Here is a 16,538-nt window from a genome sequence, read left to right on the forward strand (position 1 = left end):
CAACCCGAAAGAGGGGTGCCCTCGTGCTGCCGCGAAGAAAACTTCATGCCTGGATAATCGCCGCGACAGTGGTGATACTTTCGTGCGGCCATGGTGCGTCCATCGCCGAACCACTTTCTCCTGGAAAGGATTTCACCGCGCGACCGACCGGGCTGAAGGTCACCACCGGACTGCCCCGCGTCATAGAACCGCGGATTGCCGTCGTCGGCTCGAAAACGCTGCCGTACGCGCAGCAGGTGCAAGAGTGGAATCAATGGTGCTGGGCGGCCGACGGCGCCGCGATATCCACCTACCTCGGTCGCCGAATCGCGCAGGCCGACTACTGCAAGCTCGTGCACGACACCGCACAGGGTAAACAGTGCCCCAACGAGAGTGCGTCACTCGAAGAGATCGCCGCCGCATTCAAGAAGATCGGCTTCGACGCATCCGTCGGCTCCCCGTTCTCCATGACCAGGATCGCCGCGGAGATCTCGGCGAACCGCCCGATCCTCACCGGCATAGCCTGGACCGCGGGTGGCGGGCACGCTCAAGTCATGTACGGCTACGACGCGGACAACGGCACCGTGACCTACGGAGACCCCTGGCCGACCTCGCAACGAATCGTCACCCGGACACTCACGTCCTATACCCAAAACCCCGAATGGGCGTGGTTCGGCGAAGATTACGGAATATCGAAAAAGAAATGAACCGCCCCGCAGCAGCACTCATGTTCGCCGCCGCGCTGGCAATCCCGGGTTGCGCCGCACCACCCCACGACCCGGCCGACCTGAGCCGGGTGCCCACCCCTGATACCGAAACGATCGATCGAGTCCTCGATTCCCCCGAGGCAACCCAACTAGCCGCCTCATTCCTCCGATCACAACACCCACCCGCCACCATCGAAGACCCACGCCCTTTCCACCGCATGGGCACCCAAATACTCGTCTACGCAACCAATCCGAATTTCGCGACCGACCCCCAATCCCTTTTAGAAAAGGCCGGCACCCCCTCCTACATCGCGGTACCCGCCACCCTCACCCCCCGAACCACCCCCGACACAATCCAACTCACCCCAACCCCGCCCTACACCCCCCAAGCAATAGCCACCGGCACCGAAGAATCCCAAGCCGCCCAATCCCTCCCCGAAACCGCCCGCCTCCTCCTCGACTATCCCTCCCACACCTGGTTCGCCTGGACCCAAACCCGAGTAACCACAATCTCATCCAGCACAAACCCCACTTTGAACGGCCAACAGTTCGACGCAAACCAGTTCAAACAATGGCTGGCATCGCGGTGAGGCAGGCGGGGGATCCGACCGTGTCCCGGGTGCTGGACAACTGAATCGGACCCGCAGGTTACGACCTCAGAGACGCCCAGAACCGCTACTCTCGACGGACAACACTGTGCGGGGAGGGCGCGTTGCGGGACGTCGGATCGTTGTGGAAGGCACTGGACGAGCAGCTGCTGCCGTTGCTCCGCCGATACCGCCGCAATCTCGCGTCGCTACAGGTCGACACGAAAGCTGACAACACGCTGCTGTCCGAGGCCGACCTCGCCACCCAGACGGTCATCATCGAGACCATCGGGCGAGATTTCCCTGGGTCGCGATTCATTGCGGAAGAAGAAGAGGCGGAGTTACCCAGCTCTGGCGAGCCGACCTGGATCATCGATCCGATAGACGGCACGAGCGAGTTCGTCACACCTCACGGACGCGAATTCTGCAGTGTCGTCTGCCTTCTCGAAGGCGGTGCACCGACTGCGGCCTACGTTCTCGCTCCCGAACTGGGCGTCGACCGCTCACCGATAACAGTTCACTGGTCGGCAGAAGTCACGGTGAACGGTCAGCGGGCCAAAGCCCTCAGTCCGACAATGTCACCGAGGCGCGCGTCGGTGACACGAAGCAAGAACTCCAGCGCCCGGAAGTTCGAAATTGATCTCGCCGGCGCCGGTTGCCTCATGAAGACCCGCACCACATCCCAATCCCTCGACATGGTCAGAACTTGCGTCGATCTGTCCGCCTGGACACAGGCTCCGGAATCTCAGTTCGATCTGTTCTATCGCCCAAACCAGAAGATATGGGACGGCGCCGCAGGCATCGGACTGGCGATGGCGATGGGCCGCACAGCCACCGATGGGCGCGGGATCACGCCATTGCCGCTCGCCGAGGAGTTCCTGAACCAACGCGAGCCGATCCTCCCCGAAACGATTGCCGGCGACCCGAATTGCGTGCGGTGGTTCGTCGAGTTGCTCGCCGAGTCCCGGAGAGGTTGATGTCGAATCGTGTCATGGTGGACATCACGACGTTCATCAGTGCCGAGGAATTCATCCTCTCCCAGAACCACAGCTCCCCATCCCGGCCTCGCGATCCGTTTGCGCAGCAGTGCTATGCGGAACTCGTCCAGTCACTGATCTACTTCGACGAGGTGCTCGTTCCGCATCCGACCAAACTTGACCCGATTCCTGCCGACTACGGCGAGCTGCCGCGAATCCTCCGGCATCTCTTCGATCTGCGAATCGCCGTGCCGATGTCCATTGGCCCGGGTTCGACGGCGACCTTGGTCACGGCCGAGCACGCTGGCGGAGAGCGCGATCGAGGAGGTGATTTCGGCGGTCCGCGGGATACCCAGTGAGATTCGCAAGGTCGCCGGGGCTCGGCAGGGTCGGCGCCTGCAAATGCTGGAATACCAATTGCCGTTGCTGGGCGGCCGATTGTGGTCGCTGCGTGACCGCGGACGGTTCACCGACGAGCGTTGGCTACAGATGATCTGTGGTCGTATCGACGAATACCGCTCGCGTGCAGTCGATTTCCGGCGCGCGCTGTCTCGCTGCGACACCGAAGAGGAAGCGCGTCGCCTGGAACTCGACGTGGAAGGCGTCCGCGATCAACTACTCCGACGATTGGGTCTCGAGTCGGCCGAACCGAACGAGACGGAGGCCACCCTGATCGAAGCCGCGGCATCGGTCGCGGAGCTGGTCGGGCCGGGGATACCGATCACCCGGCCGCTCCGGCTCGCGCTGGTTCCGTTCCGGCGGTATTCGGGGACCTTGGAAGGCCTGCACCAGAAGTTTCTCTACCGCGAGTTCGTCAGCGGGATGTGAGGGCGTCCGGGAGAGATCTAGGTGCGGTTTTTGGCGGGGCGGTTGGTGGCGGCGCGGCGTTCGGCTTCCTTGGCGGCGATTCGCTCGTTTTCCTTGACGACCTCGGCGTAGTTTTCGCGTTCGCGGATCAGCCATTGGGGTGGGTCGGCGAGGAGGGTGGCGATTTCGTCGGCGGTCAGGGCGTCGGAGACTTCGGCGCGGGAGAGGCCGGAGTTGGAGACGCCGAGTTTGCGGGCGGTGATGTCGCGGGGGAAGGGGCCGGTGCGGCGGAGTTCGGTGAGCCACTCCGGGGGATCGGTGCGAAGGGCGTCGAGGTCGGCGCGGGAGAGCGGGGTGTTGCGGAAGGATTCGGGGGCCGCGGGGAGGTAGATGCCGAGCTTGTTGGCTGCGGTCAGGGGCTTCATCAGCTGGGGGTTCGGGTCCGGGCTCACTGATAGAGCGTATCCGGTGCCGATATGGTTCCTGGCATGAGCCGGTTCGAGTCGATAGATGTCACGCGCCTGCGGTGGTTTGTCGCCGTTGCCGAGGAGTTGCATTTCGCGCGGGCGGCGAAGGGGTTGAATATTTCGCGGCAGCGGTTGAGTCAGACGGTGATCGATCTGGAGGGGGAGCTGGGGACGAAGCTGTTCGTGCCGGGGGCGCAGCCGACCCGGTTGACCGCGGACGGCGAGGCGTTGCTGGGGGAGGCGCGGGAGTTGATCGCGCGGGCGGCGGAGGCGGCCGAGGAACCTCCGACCGGGCCAGCGACGTTGCGGGTGGGGTTCGTGCCGGGGGTGACGGTGTCGAAGTGGACCCGAATCTGGAGTGAGCGTTTTCCGGATACTCCGCTCGAGGTGGTAGCGGTGCCGATGAGGGAGCAGGAAGCGGCGCTGCGCGAGGGGCGGGTCGAGCTGTGCTTCGTCCGGTTGCCGATCGATCGGGACGGAATGAGCGCGATTCCGCTGTATCGGGAACTGCCGGTGGTCGTGGTGCCGAAGGACCATCCGATCTCGGTGTTCGAGCAGGTGAGCATGGCCGACCTGGCGGAAGAACGGATGCAGGACGCCTCCGATATCGACGCGGTCGAGGGCGCCATCGAGCTGGTCGCGGCCGGCGTGGGTGTCGCGGTGGTCCCGCATTCGATCGCCCGGCTGCACGCCCGGCGCGACCTGGTGTACCGGACGGTGACCGATGTCGCCGACACCGAGATCGCCTTGGCCTGGCCGACGGACCGGACCACCGATCTGGTCGAGGATTTCGTCGGCGTGGTCCGCGGGCGGTCCGAACGCAGTTCCCGCTCGCCGTCCACTCGCGCCAAAAGCCCTGAGCCGCAGAAGAAGTCACCGGCGAAGCGGACCGGCCGGCCGAGCCAGGCGCGGAACACGTCCGCCAAGAAGAAGCCGGCGAAGCGCCGAGGACGCTAGCCCAGGGGTGAATCCTTTCGCGGTGTCGCTCCCTCTCATATCCGTGCCGGCGACGACGTCGGCCGGAGATCGGGAGGTTGTCGTGATCATCACCGCGATTGTTGTTGCCGTACTGCTGGTTTGCGCGTGCAGCATTGCCGTGCTGCGGCGTCGGAGTTCGAAATGACCTGGCCCGATGAGCAGTTGGTGGCGGCGGCGCGGTCGGGCGATGTGGAGTCGCTCACCGCGCTGGTGTCGGGGACGCATCCGCATATAAGACGGTTCGCCCTTTCCCTGTGTGCTTCAGCCGAAGACGCGGAGGACGCGGCGCAGGAGGCGCTGATCATTCTGTATCGCAAGATCGGCACGCTACGGGCGTCAGGCGCGTTGGCGTCGTGGATGTTTCGGATCGTCCGCAACGAATGCCTGCGCCAGATAAGGCAATTGGCGCGCCGGGGGGAGCCGGTACCGGACGATGTCGCGACGGTATCGGCGGAGGAGGAGGCGATGCGCCGCTGGGAGGCCGAGCGGGTGGCGTCGGCCATCGCGGCCCTGCCGCTCGATCAGCGACAGGTGCTGATCATGCGGGATATCCAGGGCCTCGGCGGGCGGATGGTGGCCGAGCGGCTCGGCCTCAGCACGGCGGCGATGAAATCGCGGCTGCATCGGGCGCGTTCGGCCGTGCAATGCTCGTTGCGCGAGGGCTATGTTCTGTCCGAGGACGGTCGCGCATGAACGACCAGACCTTCGCGAGCAGTTCGGTGCCGCGCCATCTGATCCGCGGCGTGGCCGGATTCGGCGCGTTGATCGGAGCGTTCGCGCTGTTGCCGTGGCTGGGAGTGGCGAGCCTGCTGCTCGCCCCGATCGGCTTCGTCGCACTCCGCGGCTGCCCGACCTGCTGGGCGATCGGCCTACTGCAAACGATCTCGCGGGGCAGGCTGCAACGCTCCTGCACCACCGGACAATGCCAATTGATCCGGCCCGGTGAGCGGGACACAGCTGCGGCGAAACGCGAGTAAGTCCGCAGTGATGTCCCGCTCGATGGGGTCGGCACTCAGCTGTTGGCCCCGCAGACGCGGTTGAGTTCGTTGGTGACGGGGTCCAGGTCGGTGATGTTGTCGTCGGCGAGCGCATTGGCGTAGGCGACGATGACGTCCTTTTCGGCCTGCTCGCCGCCGCTCGCCGCGATGGACAGCAGGGTGACGTGCAATGCCTTCGCGACCGGGTCCTCCAAGATGCCGTTGGGGGATCCGGCGACCGCCTTGTTGATCGCGTCCACGGCGCGGCCACACGTCTCGGACTGGGCGTGCGCGGTGGCGACGGGCAGCAGGAACAGCGAACCGACGGTGCTGGCGGTCAGCAGCGCGGCGGCGAAAATCTTGGGCATAGCGTCCTCACGGTCTGGTCAGCAGCGAAGGTCCGCGACCCGAATCGAGTCGCGGACCTCTCGACGCACACCGTACTTGGCCGGACGCACCCGGCGAAAGCCGATATCTATCAGGGCATTCGGCCCCGGTCGGCTAGCGCGGCTTGCGGCGCAGGATCGAGTCCCGGATCAGGATGCCGACGATCGCGGCGGCGAAACCGATGAGGTAGATGTCCTCGACACGTCCCTTGTGGTTACCGATCACCATGGCGACCAGGATGAACGCGACGATCCAGCCGGCGACGCGGAAGGTGCGCAGCGACTCACCGCTCCACCCCCAGGCGGCGGAGGGAACCTCGGCGGTGTCCACGTGAGTGACGATGCCGCGCTCGGTGCTGGCGGGTTCGAGTTCCGTGGCGGCCACGATTCGCTCCTTAGCTGGTTCGGGATGGACTGCTGCTCGATATCGTGACATACGACGGTGCGTCGTTGTAAGTCGGGCCACGCCGGTTCTTCGTACTTTCTTGTGCGCCACAATGAACCTGTGTCCGACATCGTGAGAGTCCTGCTCCTCGGCAGTACCGGATCCATCGGTACCCAAGCGCTCGAGGTGATCGCCGCCAACCCCGACCGGTTCGAGGTGGTCGGCCTGGCCGCGCGCGGCGGCAACACCGAACTGCTCGCCGCGCAGATCGCGGCCACCGGGACGCGCAATGTCGCGGTCGCCGATCCGAAAGCCGCCCAGCAGCTCGACGTCCAGCTGGCCGGCCCGGACGCGGTGACCGAACTCGTGCGCCGCACCGAGGCCGATGTCGTGCTGAACGCGCTGGTCGGTTCGCTCGGCCTGGAACCCACGCTGGCTACCCTGCAATTGGGTACCCGGCTCGCGCTGGCGAACAAGGAATCGCTGGTCGCGGGCGGTTCCCTGGTGACCCGCGCCGCCGCACCCGGCCAGATCGTCCCGGTCGATTCGGAGCATTCCGCGCTGGCCCAGTGCCTGCGCGGCGGTCGCGCCGAGGAGGTGGACCGGCTGGTGCTCACCGCGTCCGGCGGCCCGTTCCGCGGCTGGACCGCGCAGATGCTGGAATCGGTGAATCCCGCTGAGGCCAAGACCCATCCGACCTGGTCCATGGGCCCGATGAACACGCTGAACTCGGCCTCGCTGGTGAACAAGGGCCTGGAGTTGATCGAGACGCACCTGCTGTTCGGCATTCCCTACGACCGCATCGACGTCACCGTGCACCCGCAGTCGATCGTGCACTCGATGGTCACCTTCACCGACGGCTCCACCCTCGCCCAGGCCAGCCCGCCGGACATGAAATTGCCCATCGCGCTGGCCCTCGGCTGGCCCGACCGGGTCCCCGGCGCCGCCCTGGCCTGCGATTTCGGCACCGCCGCAACGTGGACCTTCGAGCCGGTCGACACCGAGGTCTTCCCGGCCATCGACCTGGCCCGCCGGGCCGGCGAAGCGGGCGGCAGCGTCACCGCCGTCTACAACGCCGCCAATGAGGTTGCGGTACAAGCCTTCCTGGACGGCGCCATCCGCTTCCCCGACATCGTCCGCACGGTCGCCGCCGCGGTCGAGGCCGCCGACCAGTGGCGCACCGAACCGAACTCGCTCGAAGAAGTATTGGCGGCCGACACCTGGGCCCGCGAATTCGCCCGCGCCCGCGTGCACGCCTGAACCCATCCCGTCGAGCGGCGCGGCAACGGGCGAGCCGCCCGCCACGTGCGTCGCGCGATGCCGGTGAGCCCGCGCGCGGCACTGGGGAAGCACCGGACTCGCCTGGTGACCCCCGCCTGGCACACTGAACACGTAGTGCCGCGCGGGGTCCGGTTACTGTGGTCGGGGTGCTCGCGGCCGTGACGGGATGTGCGGGCCAGGTTTGTGGGCGGCCGATCCGGCGGTCGCACTTCATCGAGGCGAGCTGCGCTATGCAGGAGGGCTGCTAAACACATGGTCTACGCGTTGGGGTTCGTGCTGTTCGCGCTAGGCATCACGATTTCGATCGCGCTGCACGAATGCGGGCACATGTGGACCGCCCAGGCCACCGGCATGAAGGTGCGGCGGTACTTCATCGGTTTCGGGCCGAAGGTGTTCTCGTTCCGGCGCGGTGAGACCGAATACGGCCTCAAGGCGCTGCCCCTCGGCGGTTTCTGCGACATCGCGGGCATGACCGCGCTGGACGAGCTGGCGCCGGAAGAGATCGACCGCGCGATGTACCGCCAGGAGACCTGGAAGCGGATGGTCGTGATGTCCGGCGGCATCGCGATGAACTTCCTGCTCGGTTTCATCCTGGTGGTCATCCTGGCCATCGGCTGGGGCCTGCCCCGGTTCGACCAGCCGCCGGCCACCGCGCTCGGCAACATGAGCTGTGCGGCGCAGCAGAATCCGGATGGCAGCATCCAGCCGTGCTCGGGCGCGGGTCCGGCGCAGCGCGCGGGTCTGCAACGCGGCGACATCGTCAAGTCGGTCAACGACGTGAAGGTGACGACCTGGAAGGACTTCCAGTCCGAAACCCAGAAGCAGACCGGCCCGTTCACCTACACCGTCGAGCGCGACGGCAAGACCATCACCATCCCGGTCACCCCGGAACGTGTCATGCGTTATCCCGAGGGCGGCGGCGCCGGTCGCGAGGTCGGTGCGGTCGGCGTCGGCCAGGACTTCTACGAGCCGGTCAAATACAACGTGCTGAGCGCCATCCCCGCATCCGCCTCGTTCACCGGCGACATGTTCGTGCGCACCTTCCAATCGCTGGCCCAGCTGCCGCAGAAGGTGACCGCGCTGTGGTCCGCGGTGACCGGCGGCGAGCGCGACCCGGAAACCCCGGTCAGCGTCTACGGCGCGAGCAAGATCGGCGGCGAGACCGCCGAACGCGGGCTGTGGGGCGTATTCATCCTGGTCCTGGCCAGTTTGAACTTCTTCCTCGGCGCGTTCAACATCCTGCCGCTGCTGCCGCTGGACGGCGGGCACATGGCGGTGGTGCTCTACGAGAAGGTCCGCAACACCATCCGCGGCTGGAAGGGCCTGGCCCCCGGCGGCCCGGTCGACTACCTGAAGCTATTGCCGCTGACCTATGTCGCGGTCGTGATCGGCGGCGCCTACATGGTGCTCACCTTGGTCGCCGACATCGTCAATCCGATCAAGTTGTTCTGAATTCGCGCGGACGGGGTACCCTGTCGCCGGCACTGGGGGACAGCACGTTGTCGTGGGCGTCACAGGGTGGTCGTTCGGCGTGCGCGACTAAGCTCGGAAAGCGAACGGCCCACAATGTACGTACGAAAGTAGGCAGCCGAAAGTGACCAGCACAATCGGATTGGGGATGCCCGCCGCTCCTGCGGCCGTTCTCGCTCCTCGACGCAAGACTCGCCAGTTGCGGGTGGGCAATGTCGGGGTCGGAAGTGATCACCCGATCTCCGTGCAGTCGATGACCACCACCAAGACCCACGACATCAACGCCACGCTGCAGCAGATCGCGGAGCTCACCGCGTCCGGCTGCGACATCGTCCGGGTGGCCTGCCCGCGTCAGGAAGACGCGGACGCGCTGGCGACGATCGCGCGTAAGAGCCAGATCCCGGTCATCGCCGACATCCACTTCCAGCCCCGCTACATCTTCGCGGCCATCGACGCCGGCTGCGCCGCGGTGCGGGTGAACCCGGGCAACATCAAGGAATTCGACGGCCGGGTCGGCGAGGTCGCCAAGGCCGCGGCCGCGGCGGGCATCCCGATCCGCATCGGCGTCAACGCCGGTTCGCTGGACAAGCGGATGCTGGAGAAGTACGGCAAGGCCACCCCGGAGGCGCTGGTCGAATCCGCGCTCTGGGAGGCGAGCCTGTTCGAGGACCACGGGTTCGGCGACATCAAGATCTCGGTCAAGCACAACGACCCGGTGGTCATGGTGGAGGCCTATCGTCAGCTGGCCGCGCGCAGCGACTACCCGCTGCACCTCGGCGTGACCGAGGCCGGTCCGGCGTTCCAGGGCACGATCAAGTCGGCGGTGGCGTTCGGCGCGCTGTTGTCCGAGGGCATCGGCGACACCATCCGGGTCTCGCTGTCCGCGCCGCCGGCCGAGGAGATCAAGGTCGGCGACCAGATCCTGCAATCGCTGAACCTGCGCCCGCGCAAGCTGGAGATCGTGTCCTGCCCGTCGTGTGGTCGCGCCCAGGTGGACGTGTACAGCCTGGCGAACGCGGTCAGCGCCGGCTTGGAGGGCATGGAGGTGCCGTTGCGGGTCGCCGTGATGGGCTGCGTGGTGAACGGGCCCGGTGAGGCGCGCGAGGCGGATCTGGGTGTCGCGTCCGGCAACGGCAAGGGACAGATTTTCGTCAAGGGCGAGGTCATCAAGACCGTGCCGGAGGCGATGATCGTGGAGACCCTGATCGAGGAGGCGCTGCGCATCGCCGAGGAGATGGGCGTGGACGCGGGTGCGGGCGAGCCGGTCGTCACGGTCGGCTGAGGCCGCCGCCGGTGGGTAGCCGGGCATCGTCGGGTTCAGCGGAACAGATCACGAACTGTTGCGTTCGGCATAGCCGTACCACATCGTCGATTTTCGTGGCAGGCTAGCAACGTGCGGAGTCTGCTGGAGCCGACGCGTAGGGCGAAGTACGTTCCCGCGCGTCAGCTCGCGAATCGGGACCTGGGACAGGTCCTCCGAGTGCTGGATGCCGATCCGGTGGCCTCGTGCATGGTCGCCGCCCGCCTGCAGGAATTCGGTCTGGACAGTTCGCGCTGCGGGCAGGGCGAACTGTGGAGCCGAGGCGGGCCCGCGGAGTCGCTGTGTTTCTCCGGTGCGAACCTGGTTCCGTTGCGCGGCGATCACGACGCGCTGCGCGCGTTCGCGGACCGGGCGCTCAGGTGGCCGCGCATCGCATCGTCGGTGGTCGGACGCCGTGAGCTGGCGTTACCCCTGTGGGAGATGCTGTCCGGGCACTGGGGTCCGGAGCGGGAACTGCGCGGCGAACAGCCTCTGCTCGCGCTCGCGCAACCGCCGCTGGCCACGCCCGACCCGAAGGTCCGCCGGGTACGCCCGGACGAACTCGACCGCTATCTCTGCGCGGCGATCGCCATGTTCATCGAGGAAGTCGGTGTGGATCCGCGCGCGGGTGACGGTGGCCGCGGTTACCGTCGCCGCATTCAGAGCCTGATCGAATCCGGCCGCGCCTGGGCACGTTTCGAGGACGGCGAGGTCGTGTTCAAGGCCGAGGTCGGGTCGCTGTCCCGGCGCACCGGCCAGATCCAAGGCGTCTGGGTGCATCCCGAACATCGGGGTACCGGGCTCGGCACCGCGGGCACGGCCGCCATCGCGAACGCGGTGGTCGCCTCCGGGCGCACGGCGAGCCTGTATGTGAACGATTACAACGAGGTCGCCCGCCGCGCCTACAGCCGGGTCGGCTTCCGGCAGATCGCCACCTTCTCCACCATCCTGCTCGACTGACCGGGTCGACACTGAAAGCTGTTTCAGTGGAAAGCAACACGGAGCGGCGCGGAGGTTTGCCCGACGTTGGCTATTACCATCGGTGCCGATGTCGACCAGGATTGAATCGCTGCGTAAACCGCTCATCGCCACGCTGGCCGTCGCGCTGCTCGCGGCGCCCGCGGCCGGTTGCGCACGCGGTCCGCAGGGACCGGTGCCTGCCGCCGATGACTTCGTCGAGGCGTTCGCCGAACATGACCTCGCCGCCGCCGCGAGCTTCACCAACCAGCCCGAAAAAGCCAGTGCCGCACTGAATTCCGCGTGGGATCACTTGCAGGCAGAGAAGCTGAAGGCGACTACCGGCTCGGCCAGGGTCTCCGGCGACACCGCGACCGTCGACTACACCTACGAGTGGCAATTGCCTAAGGACCGGACCTGGCGCTACACCGGGCAGTTGCAGATGGGTCGCAGCGGCGGTCGCTGGAAGGTGCGCTGGACCTCGTCGAACATCCATCCCAAACTCGGCGACACTCAGACGATGTCGTTGCGCGCCAATCCGGCGCCGCGTGCGCGGGTGAACGAGCAGGCGGGCAGCGATGTGCTGGTGCCGGGCAGGGTGTCCCGGGTCGCGTTCACCGCGGCCGACGCCGCCGACCCCGGCGCGGTCGCCACCTCGCTGTCGGCGGCGCTGAGCCCGTTCGATCCGGAGCTGACGCCCGAATCCGTCCGGGACGCGGCGCTGGCCGTCAAGGGCGCGTATACCGTCGCGTTGCTCAGCGAGAGCGAATTCGACCAGGTGAGTACCGATCTCATCGGCCTGCCCGGTGTCGTGGTCACCTCGGAGTGGGACCTGGTGCCCACCGATCGCGCGTTCGCGCCGGATCTGCTCGCACAGATCCGCAAGACGGTGATCGCCGAGGTGGACGGCAAGGCCGGCTGGAGCGTGGTCACCATGAACGCGAACGGCGCGGACACCGACGTGCTCACCGAGGTGCCGTCCCAACCGGCCCCGTCGTTCTCGCTCAGCGTGGATCGCAACGTGCAGAACGCCGCGCAACGCGCCGTCGACCTGCGCGAAGAGCAGACCATGATGGTGGCGCTGCGGCCGTCGACCGGCGCGATCCTGGCGATCGCGCAGAACAAGGCGGCGGATCGGGACGGGCCGGTCGCGACCATCGGCCAGTATCCGCCGGGGTCGGTGTTCAAGACGGTGACCGCGGCCGCGGCGATGTCCACCGGTCTCGCCACCCCGGACACGGTGCTGCCCTGCCCGAGCCGAATCACCATCGGGGACCGCACGATTCCCAACTACAACCTGTTCACCATCGGGGACGCGCCGATGATCACCGCTTACGAACGGTCCTGCAACACCGCGTTCGCCAACGTGGCCAGCCGGCTGCCGGGTGACGCCCTGCACACCACCGCCGCGAAACTCGGTGTGGGACCGGGTTATACGGTGGCGGGGCTGCCGACGTTCTCCGGTTCGGTGCCGCCGTCGGACGAGCTGATCCAGCGCACCGAGGACGGCATCGGTCAGGGCAAGGTAGTGGTCAGCCCGCTCGGCATGGCACTGATGGCGGCCACCGTCGCGCACGGCTCGGTGCCGGTTCCGTACCTGATCGCCGGGCGCGCGACGACGGTCGACGACGCCGCGCCCGCCCTCGCGCCGCAGGTCATTGCCGGGTTGCGCGCGATGATGCGCAGGGTGGTCACCGGTGGCACCGCGGAGCGGATCGCCGATCAGGGTGAGGTGTACGGGAAGACCGGTGAGGCCGAGGTCGACGGTGGGTCGCACTCGTGGTTCGTCGGTTATCGCGGGGATATCGCGTTCGCGACGTTATTGGTCAAGGGTGGCAGCTCCGACAACGCGGTCGCGGTCACGCGCGACATGTTCGCCGCGCTGCCACCTGGTTACTGAGCCGCGCCGTCCTGTGCGGACGGATTGCTGGTCGAGGCGGTGTGGTCCATGATCACCGCGCCGGCGTCGCCGCCGTCGAGGATCTGGACGGTCGCGGCGCCGCCGAGGACGATGGCCACGCTGGCCAGAATTGTGGTGGAACGCTTCATTGTTCGGCTCCCTCAGGTCAGGGGTGTCGACGGGGGAAGGGTTCTGACTGGTCGGCGCGGGGATTGCCCGCGCGTTGTTTTCTGAAAGTTTGCTGACTTCGGAACCGTAAACCGGGAGCGATTTACCGAACAAGCTCTAGTGGCTGACTGCACAGTGCGGCGAGAAAGAGTCTCAGGTCACATTTCCGGTGAATCCCGGAGAGACTACCTCCGCGCGAGGGGGTAATTTCGCCGAATTCGCCGAATTCGAAAACAACTCCAGGGGGCGCGCCGTTGGGTCAGGCAATGTTCCGGATTCTGCCCCGCGTCGGCGAAGGGTGTCCGATATCGCCGGAGTGCGATCTGAGCGACGCGTTATGCGCGCACTTCGTAGCGGATGTCGTAGGCGGCGGCGATCGGGTTGATCTTCGCCGGGTCCAGCTGACCGTCGGTAAGCACCGTGGGTCCGGCTTCGAAGAGATCTTCGAGGTAGTGCTCCCAGCCGCCCGGCGAGGAGATTTGCAGGACGCGGGGCGGGGGAGTCGAGACGGGGTGCAGGGCGTGCGGCACGCCCCGGGGGAGCAGGGTGAAGCAGCCCTTTCCGGCGGTGTAGCTGTGATCGTCGAATTCGATGCCCAGTTCGCCGTCCAGCACGTAGATGCACTCGTCGGCCGCTTCATGGATGTGCCGCGGGATCGGCCGGGCGAGCACCACTTCGAGGAGCGAGAACCGTCCTTCGGTGTCGGCGGTCATCGCCTTCACCGCGAACGCGGGCGGTAGTGGTACTCGGCCGGGGCGGGCCTCGGCGGGGTCGAGGAGGAGGAATCTGTCCTTGGACATGGCGAGCAACCTTCCTGGATGCAATACTGGAAACGGAATCCGCTTCCGTTTCAATCAGCGCCGAGGAGTGCCGCCTTGTCAACCCCGTTGCCGCCCAACCGAACCGGTCGTACCGACGCGCGACGTAACCGGGAGCGAGTGCTGGAAACCGCGCGCGCGTTGTTCGCCGAGCGGGGCGACGAGGTGCAGATGCCCGAACTCGCGAAGGCGGCCGGGGTCGGGGTCGGCACGGTGTACCGGCACTTTCCCACGCGGCAAGCGCTGGTCGAGGCGGCGGCCGAGCACCGGTTCGCCGAGCTGGCCGAATACGCGCGCGTCGAATGCCGCCGGGAACCCGAGCGCGGAGTGGAGGTCTATCTCGCCAGGGTCGGCGAGGTGCTGGCGAGTGACCGGGGGTTGTCCGCGGCCATCGAGGCCGCGAGGGGAACCTCGGAGACCGAACCGCGGGGCGCGGCCAGGGCGGAACTCGAAGCGGCCGTGCGTGATCTGCTCGACGACGGTCGCGCCGCCGGGACCATCCGGGCCGATGCGACGGTCGCCGACGTCTACATGCTGGTCGGTGCGCTGTCCGCGACTATCCGTACCGGCAGCGGTGATTGGCGGCGGTTCATCGAGCTGGCCATGAACGGCCTGGGCGCGTAGTGCTTTTCAGTCGGCCCGGCGCAGCGTGGCGGCGAGATGGTGTTGCAACGGCTCGCCGACCGCCGCCATGCGCAGCGTGTAATCGATGGTGTCGCCCTTCAACTGAAAGGTGCGGCCAAGGGCGGTAACAAGTTTCGCGGTGCTGCTGCGGCCGATGCTGGTGGAGTCGAATTCCAGGTGCAGCGCGCCGTCGGCGACATTCAATGCGCCCTCGCATATCTCGGTGATTCCGGTGGGATGCGCCAAGATCAATTCCACCCGGTCCGGGCTCGGGCAGCGCAGATAACCGGTTTCGGCGTGCATCGGGCGGCTGCCGTCGGCGGCGCGGGTGCGCTGCCGGTAGGTGAGGAACGGGCGGCCGAGGTGGCCGAACCGTATTTCCTCCAGGTAATCGAACGACTGGATGGTCGGATATTCACCGTGTCCCTCGCCACGCCAGGTGCCGAGCAGTGGGGCCAAGGGGGCGATATCGGGATGGGGCGCGACGGAGGGTTGGGGTTCGACCACGGCGCACAGCCTAAACCTTGTTGGTTCTCGGAGTGTTCGTATACTGCCGAAATCTGTTGGTGTGAAGGTCGGCTTCGCCGGAACGATGATCACGGTGTGTGGTTCGCCGAAGAGGTCCGGGCGATTCATCGAGCGGTGTGGTGCACGCGTTTCCGGTGCGGAGTAAACGATCCGAATATCCGGAAGTAGCTGGTCCAGCATTTATAGAGGATCTTGTCCCCGTTCCTACCCCGATGGCATCGGCACGTTCGCTGCCATGTTGTCGAGCCGTGCGTCCCGCACCCGCGATCAGTTCATGAACGCGATCAGCCGGGTCGACACGAACGGCGTGTCGCGACCATCCACCGCCCGCGACGAGGCCCAGGGTGCTTCACCTCGGAGGCGCCGGAGACGAGCCTATTGCCTCTGTCCGGACGTGCTGCCGACGAGCCTATTGCCTCCGTCCGGACGGGGTCGGAGACGAGCCTATTGCCTCCGTCCGGACGGGTCGGCACCCTTCGGTGAATAGCCCGATCCGCCGCCGCTGCCGATGGCGCCGACTCCCAGGAGCCTCGCCCTCCGCGAACAGTTCTCGGTCGATAGTGGATCAGTCCTCGGCCTACTCCCGCCACCCCAATCCGGAACGATGAAAGGCTGCCGCCGTACACCCCGGTCGGCTACCCCTGGGGACTTGCCCATGATCGCGGGCCATGACCGCGGGCGTTCTCGCACCTCTCTGGGTGATGCCCTAGTCAGCGAATGGAGGTCGCCGAAGGTGCGTGACAGAGGGCGTTCCCGTACTTCTGCGGACCGATGTCCGCTCGACGAGGTGTCTGATCGCTAGCGTCTGCGAATGGGGCATGAACAGGTCGCCACCGAGGATGAAGTCGGCATCTGTCCGCGAGATGTGTTCCGGCGCAAGGGTTGCCGTTCCGAGGCAGCCTATCGTCCACCGGGACCCCGGCGAGGACGCTGCGTCTGTCCGGCGAATCCCGCTCGGCGAACTGAGTCTTGCCGAGTGGGACGTAGCGGAGGGTGTTCTCGCACTTCTGCGCGGTGATGTCCCGCTCGGCGAAGGGGAGGTCGTCGAGTGGGACGTGGCGGAGGGTGGTCTCGCATTTCTGCGCGGTGATGTCCCGCTCGGCGAAGGGGAGGTCGTCGAGTGGGACGTGGCGGAGGGTGTTCTCGCACTTCTCCGCAGTGATGTCCCGCTCGGCGAAAGGGGAGATCGTCGAGGGGGGCATTGGCGGGGAGTTGCTTGCGGGTCGGGTCGGCGTTGAGCGG

The 16,538-nt window shown here is 66.7% G+C and carries 21 protein-coding genes; 15 read left to right on the plus strand and 6 right to left on the minus strand.

Going from position 1 to position 16,538, the window contains the following annotated elements; genetic code table 11:
* The first annotated feature begins 68 nt into the window (after positions 1-68).
* The 5 genes from ACFYO1_RS06155 to ACFYO1_RS06175 all read left to right on the plus strand — a co-directional run bounded on the left by ACFYO1_RS06155 (position 69) and on the right by ACFYO1_RS06175 (position 3,078).
* Positions 69-686 carry a papain-like cysteine protease family protein gene (locus tag ACFYO1_RS06155; protein ID WP_387227677.1) on the plus strand — a complete coding sequence of 206 codons (618 nt, stop codon included), beginning with the start codon at positions 69-71 and terminating at the stop codon, positions 684-686.
* A complete protein-coding gene (locus ACFYO1_RS06160; RefSeq protein ID WP_387227679.1) occupies positions 683-1,276 on the plus strand; it encodes a hypothetical protein in 594 nt (197 codons plus the stop codon). The genes ACFYO1_RS06155 and ACFYO1_RS06160 overlap by 4 nt, the downstream gene beginning before the upstream one ends.
* A gap of 122 nt (positions 1,277-1,398) precedes the next feature.
* Positions 1,399-2,250: an inositol monophosphatase family protein gene (locus ACFYO1_RS06165; protein WP_387227680.1), complete on the plus strand. Its 852-nt coding sequence runs from the start codon at positions 1,399-1,401 to the stop codon at positions 2,248-2,250.
* A 14-nt stretch (positions 2,251-2,264) separates the two neighbouring features.
* Positions 2,265-2,609 (plus strand): hypothetical protein, encoded by a 345-nt coding sequence (locus tag ACFYO1_RS06170; RefSeq protein WP_387227682.1) that lies wholly within the window; start codon positions 2,265-2,267, stop codon positions 2,607-2,609.
* A gap of 43 nt (positions 2,610-2,652) precedes the next feature.
* The gene (locus ACFYO1_RS06175) at positions 2,653-3,078 is read left to right on the plus strand and encodes a hypothetical protein (protein WP_387227684.1); all 426 of its coding nucleotides are present in this window, start codon (positions 2,653-2,655) and stop codon (positions 3,076-3,078) included.
* A gap of 17 nt (positions 3,079-3,095) precedes the next feature.
* Here ACFYO1_RS06175 and ACFYO1_RS06180 read toward each other — a convergent pair whose 3' ends face one another.
* On the minus strand, positions 3,096-3,509 hold the full coding sequence (locus ACFYO1_RS06180; protein ID WP_387227685.1) for a DUF5997 family protein: 414 nt from the start codon (positions 3,507-3,509) through the stop codon (positions 3,096-3,098).
* 36 nt (positions 3,510-3,545) lie between these two features.
* Between ACFYO1_RS06180 and ACFYO1_RS06185 the strand changes: the two genes are divergently transcribed.
* From ACFYO1_RS06185 to ACFYO1_RS06195, 3 genes are all read left to right on the plus strand, one after another.
* Complete coding sequence (locus ACFYO1_RS06185; protein ID WP_387227687.1) at positions 3,546-4,481, plus strand: LysR family transcriptional regulator; 936 nt, start codon at positions 3,546-3,548, stop codon at positions 4,479-4,481.
* Between the two features lie 162 nt (positions 4,482-4,643).
* A complete protein-coding gene (locus ACFYO1_RS06190; RefSeq protein WP_387227689.1) occupies positions 4,644-5,195 on the plus strand; it encodes an RNA polymerase sigma factor in 552 nt (183 codons plus the stop codon).
* Positions 5,192-5,479, plus strand: coding sequence for a hypothetical protein (locus ACFYO1_RS06195; RefSeq protein WP_387227691.1), 288 nt, complete (start codon positions 5,192-5,194; stop codon positions 5,477-5,479). Before ACFYO1_RS06190 ends, ACFYO1_RS06195 begins: the two co-directional genes overlap by 4 nt.
* Before the next feature lie 35 nt (positions 5,480-5,514).
* Here ACFYO1_RS06195 and ACFYO1_RS06200 read toward each other — a convergent pair whose 3' ends face one another.
* Positions 5,515-5,847, minus strand: a complete 333-nt coding sequence (locus ACFYO1_RS06200) for a hypothetical protein (RefSeq protein ID WP_387227693.1) — start codon at positions 5,845-5,847, stop codon at positions 5,515-5,517.
* 133 nt (positions 5,848-5,980) lie between these two features.
* Entirely contained in the window at positions 5,981-6,250 is a 270-nt protein-coding gene (locus tag ACFYO1_RS06205; protein WP_387227695.1) for a DUF2631 domain-containing protein, read from the minus strand.
* A 120-nt stretch (positions 6,251-6,370) separates the two neighbouring features.
* Between ACFYO1_RS06205 and dxr the strand changes: the two genes are divergently transcribed.
* The 5 genes from dxr to ACFYO1_RS06230 all read left to right on the plus strand — a co-directional run bounded on the left by dxr (position 6,371) and on the right by ACFYO1_RS06230 (position 13,158).
* Positions 6,371-7,510, plus strand: coding sequence for a 1-deoxy-D-xylulose-5-phosphate reductoisomerase (dxr, locus tag ACFYO1_RS06210; protein WP_387227697.1), 1,140 nt, complete (start codon positions 6,371-6,373; stop codon positions 7,508-7,510).
* 273 nt (positions 7,511-7,783) lie between these two features.
* Entirely contained in the window at positions 7,784-8,983 is a 1,200-nt protein-coding gene (locus ACFYO1_RS06215; protein ID WP_387227699.1) for a M50 family metallopeptidase, read from the plus strand.
* Positions 8,984-9,125: 142 nt separating this feature from the next.
* Positions 9,126-10,283: a flavodoxin-dependent (E)-4-hydroxy-3-methylbut-2-enyl-diphosphate synthase gene (ispG, locus tag ACFYO1_RS06220; RefSeq protein WP_387227700.1), complete on the plus strand. Its 1,158-nt coding sequence runs from the start codon at positions 9,126-9,128 to the stop codon at positions 10,281-10,283.
* A 111-nt stretch (positions 10,284-10,394) separates the two neighbouring features.
* The gene (locus ACFYO1_RS06225) at positions 10,395-11,261 is read left to right on the plus strand and encodes a GNAT family N-acetyltransferase (RefSeq protein ID WP_387227701.1); all 867 of its coding nucleotides are present in this window, start codon (positions 10,395-10,397) and stop codon (positions 11,259-11,261) included.
* Positions 11,262-11,349: 88 nt separating this feature from the next.
* Positions 11,350-13,158 (plus strand): penicillin-binding transpeptidase domain-containing protein, encoded by a 1,809-nt coding sequence (locus ACFYO1_RS06230; RefSeq protein WP_387227703.1) that lies wholly within the window; start codon positions 11,350-11,352, stop codon positions 13,156-13,158.
* Here the strand turns inward: ACFYO1_RS06230 and ACFYO1_RS06235 are convergent.
* Positions 13,152-13,307 (minus strand): hypothetical protein, encoded by a 156-nt coding sequence (locus ACFYO1_RS06235; RefSeq protein ID WP_364720668.1) that lies wholly within the window; start codon positions 13,305-13,307, stop codon positions 13,152-13,154. The genes ACFYO1_RS06230 and ACFYO1_RS06235 overlap by 7 nt on opposite strands.
* Positions 13,308-13,661: 354 nt before the next feature.
* Positions 13,662-14,126 (minus strand): cupin domain-containing protein, encoded by a 465-nt coding sequence (locus tag ACFYO1_RS06240; protein WP_387227705.1) that lies wholly within the window; start codon positions 14,124-14,126, stop codon positions 13,662-13,664.
* A 75-nt stretch (positions 14,127-14,201) separates the two neighbouring features.
* Between ACFYO1_RS06240 and ACFYO1_RS06245 the strand changes: the two genes are divergently transcribed.
* Positions 14,202-14,768, plus strand: coding sequence for a TetR/AcrR family transcriptional regulator (locus ACFYO1_RS06245; protein ID WP_387227708.1), 567 nt, complete (start codon positions 14,202-14,204; stop codon positions 14,766-14,768).
* Between the two features lie 6 nt (positions 14,769-14,774).
* Here the strand turns inward: ACFYO1_RS06245 and ACFYO1_RS06250 are convergent, their stop codons facing one another.
* Complete coding sequence (locus tag ACFYO1_RS06250) at positions 14,775-15,275, minus strand: peroxynitrite isomerase (RefSeq protein WP_387227710.1); 501 nt, start codon at positions 15,273-15,275, stop codon at positions 14,775-14,777.
* Positions 15,276-16,114: 839 nt separating this feature from the next.
* Here ACFYO1_RS06250 and ACFYO1_RS06255 point away from each other — a divergent pair.
* Entirely contained in the window at positions 16,115-16,534 is a 420-nt protein-coding gene (locus tag ACFYO1_RS06255; RefSeq protein ID WP_387227711.1) for a hypothetical protein, read from the plus strand.
* Positions 16,535-16,538 lie beyond the last annotated feature (4 nt).

The sequence above is a fragment of the Nocardia sp. NPDC006044 genome, from assembly GCF_042871115.1.
In the GTDB taxonomy this organism is placed as follows: domain Bacteria; phylum Actinomycetota; class Actinomycetes; order Mycobacteriales; family Mycobacteriaceae; genus Nocardia.

Excerpts from the sequence above, each read along its gene's own strand:
- ACFYO1_RS06160 (WP_387227679.1), top strand. The coding sequence starts at position 683 with ATGAACCGCCCCGCAGCAGCACTCATGTTCGCCGCCGCGCTGGCAATC.
- ACFYO1_RS06170 (WP_387227682.1), top strand. The coding sequence starts at position 2,265 with ATGGTGGACATCACGACGTTCATCAGTGCCGAGGAATTCATCCTCTCC.
- ACFYO1_RS06175 (WP_387227684.1), top strand. The coding sequence starts at position 2,653 with ATGCTGGAATACCAATTGCCGTTGCTGGGCGGCCGATTGTGGTCGCTG.
- ACFYO1_RS06185 (WP_387227687.1), top strand. The coding sequence starts at position 3,546 with ATGAGCCGGTTCGAGTCGATAGATGTCACGCGCCTGCGGTGGTTTGTC.
- ACFYO1_RS06190 (WP_387227689.1), top strand. The coding sequence starts at position 4,644 with ATGACCTGGCCCGATGAGCAGTTGGTGGCGGCGGCGCGGTCGGGCGAT.
- ACFYO1_RS06195 (WP_387227691.1), top strand. The coding sequence starts at position 5,192 with ATGAACGACCAGACCTTCGCGAGCAGTTCGGTGCCGCGCCATCTGATC.
- ACFYO1_RS06200 (WP_387227693.1), bottom strand. The coding sequence starts at position 5,847 with ATGCCCAAGATTTTCGCCGCCGCGCTGCTGACCGCCAGCACCGTCGGT.
- ACFYO1_RS06215 (WP_387227699.1), top strand. The coding sequence starts at position 7,784 with ATGGTCTACGCGTTGGGGTTCGTGCTGTTCGCGCTAGGCATCACGATT.
- ACFYO1_RS06230 (WP_387227703.1), top strand. The coding sequence starts at position 11,350 with ATGTCGACCAGGATTGAATCGCTGCGTAAACCGCTCATCGCCACGCTG.
- ACFYO1_RS06235 (WP_364720668.1), bottom strand. The coding sequence starts at position 13,307 with ATGAAGCGTTCCACCACAATTCTGGCCAGCGTGGCCATCGTCCTCGGC.
- ACFYO1_RS06240 (WP_387227705.1), bottom strand. The coding sequence starts at position 14,126 with ATGTCCAAGGACAGATTCCTCCTCCTCGACCCCGCCGAGGCCCGCCCC.
- ACFYO1_RS06255 (WP_387227711.1), top strand. The coding sequence starts at position 16,115 with ATGAACAGGTCGCCACCGAGGATGAAGTCGGCATCTGTCCGCGAGATG.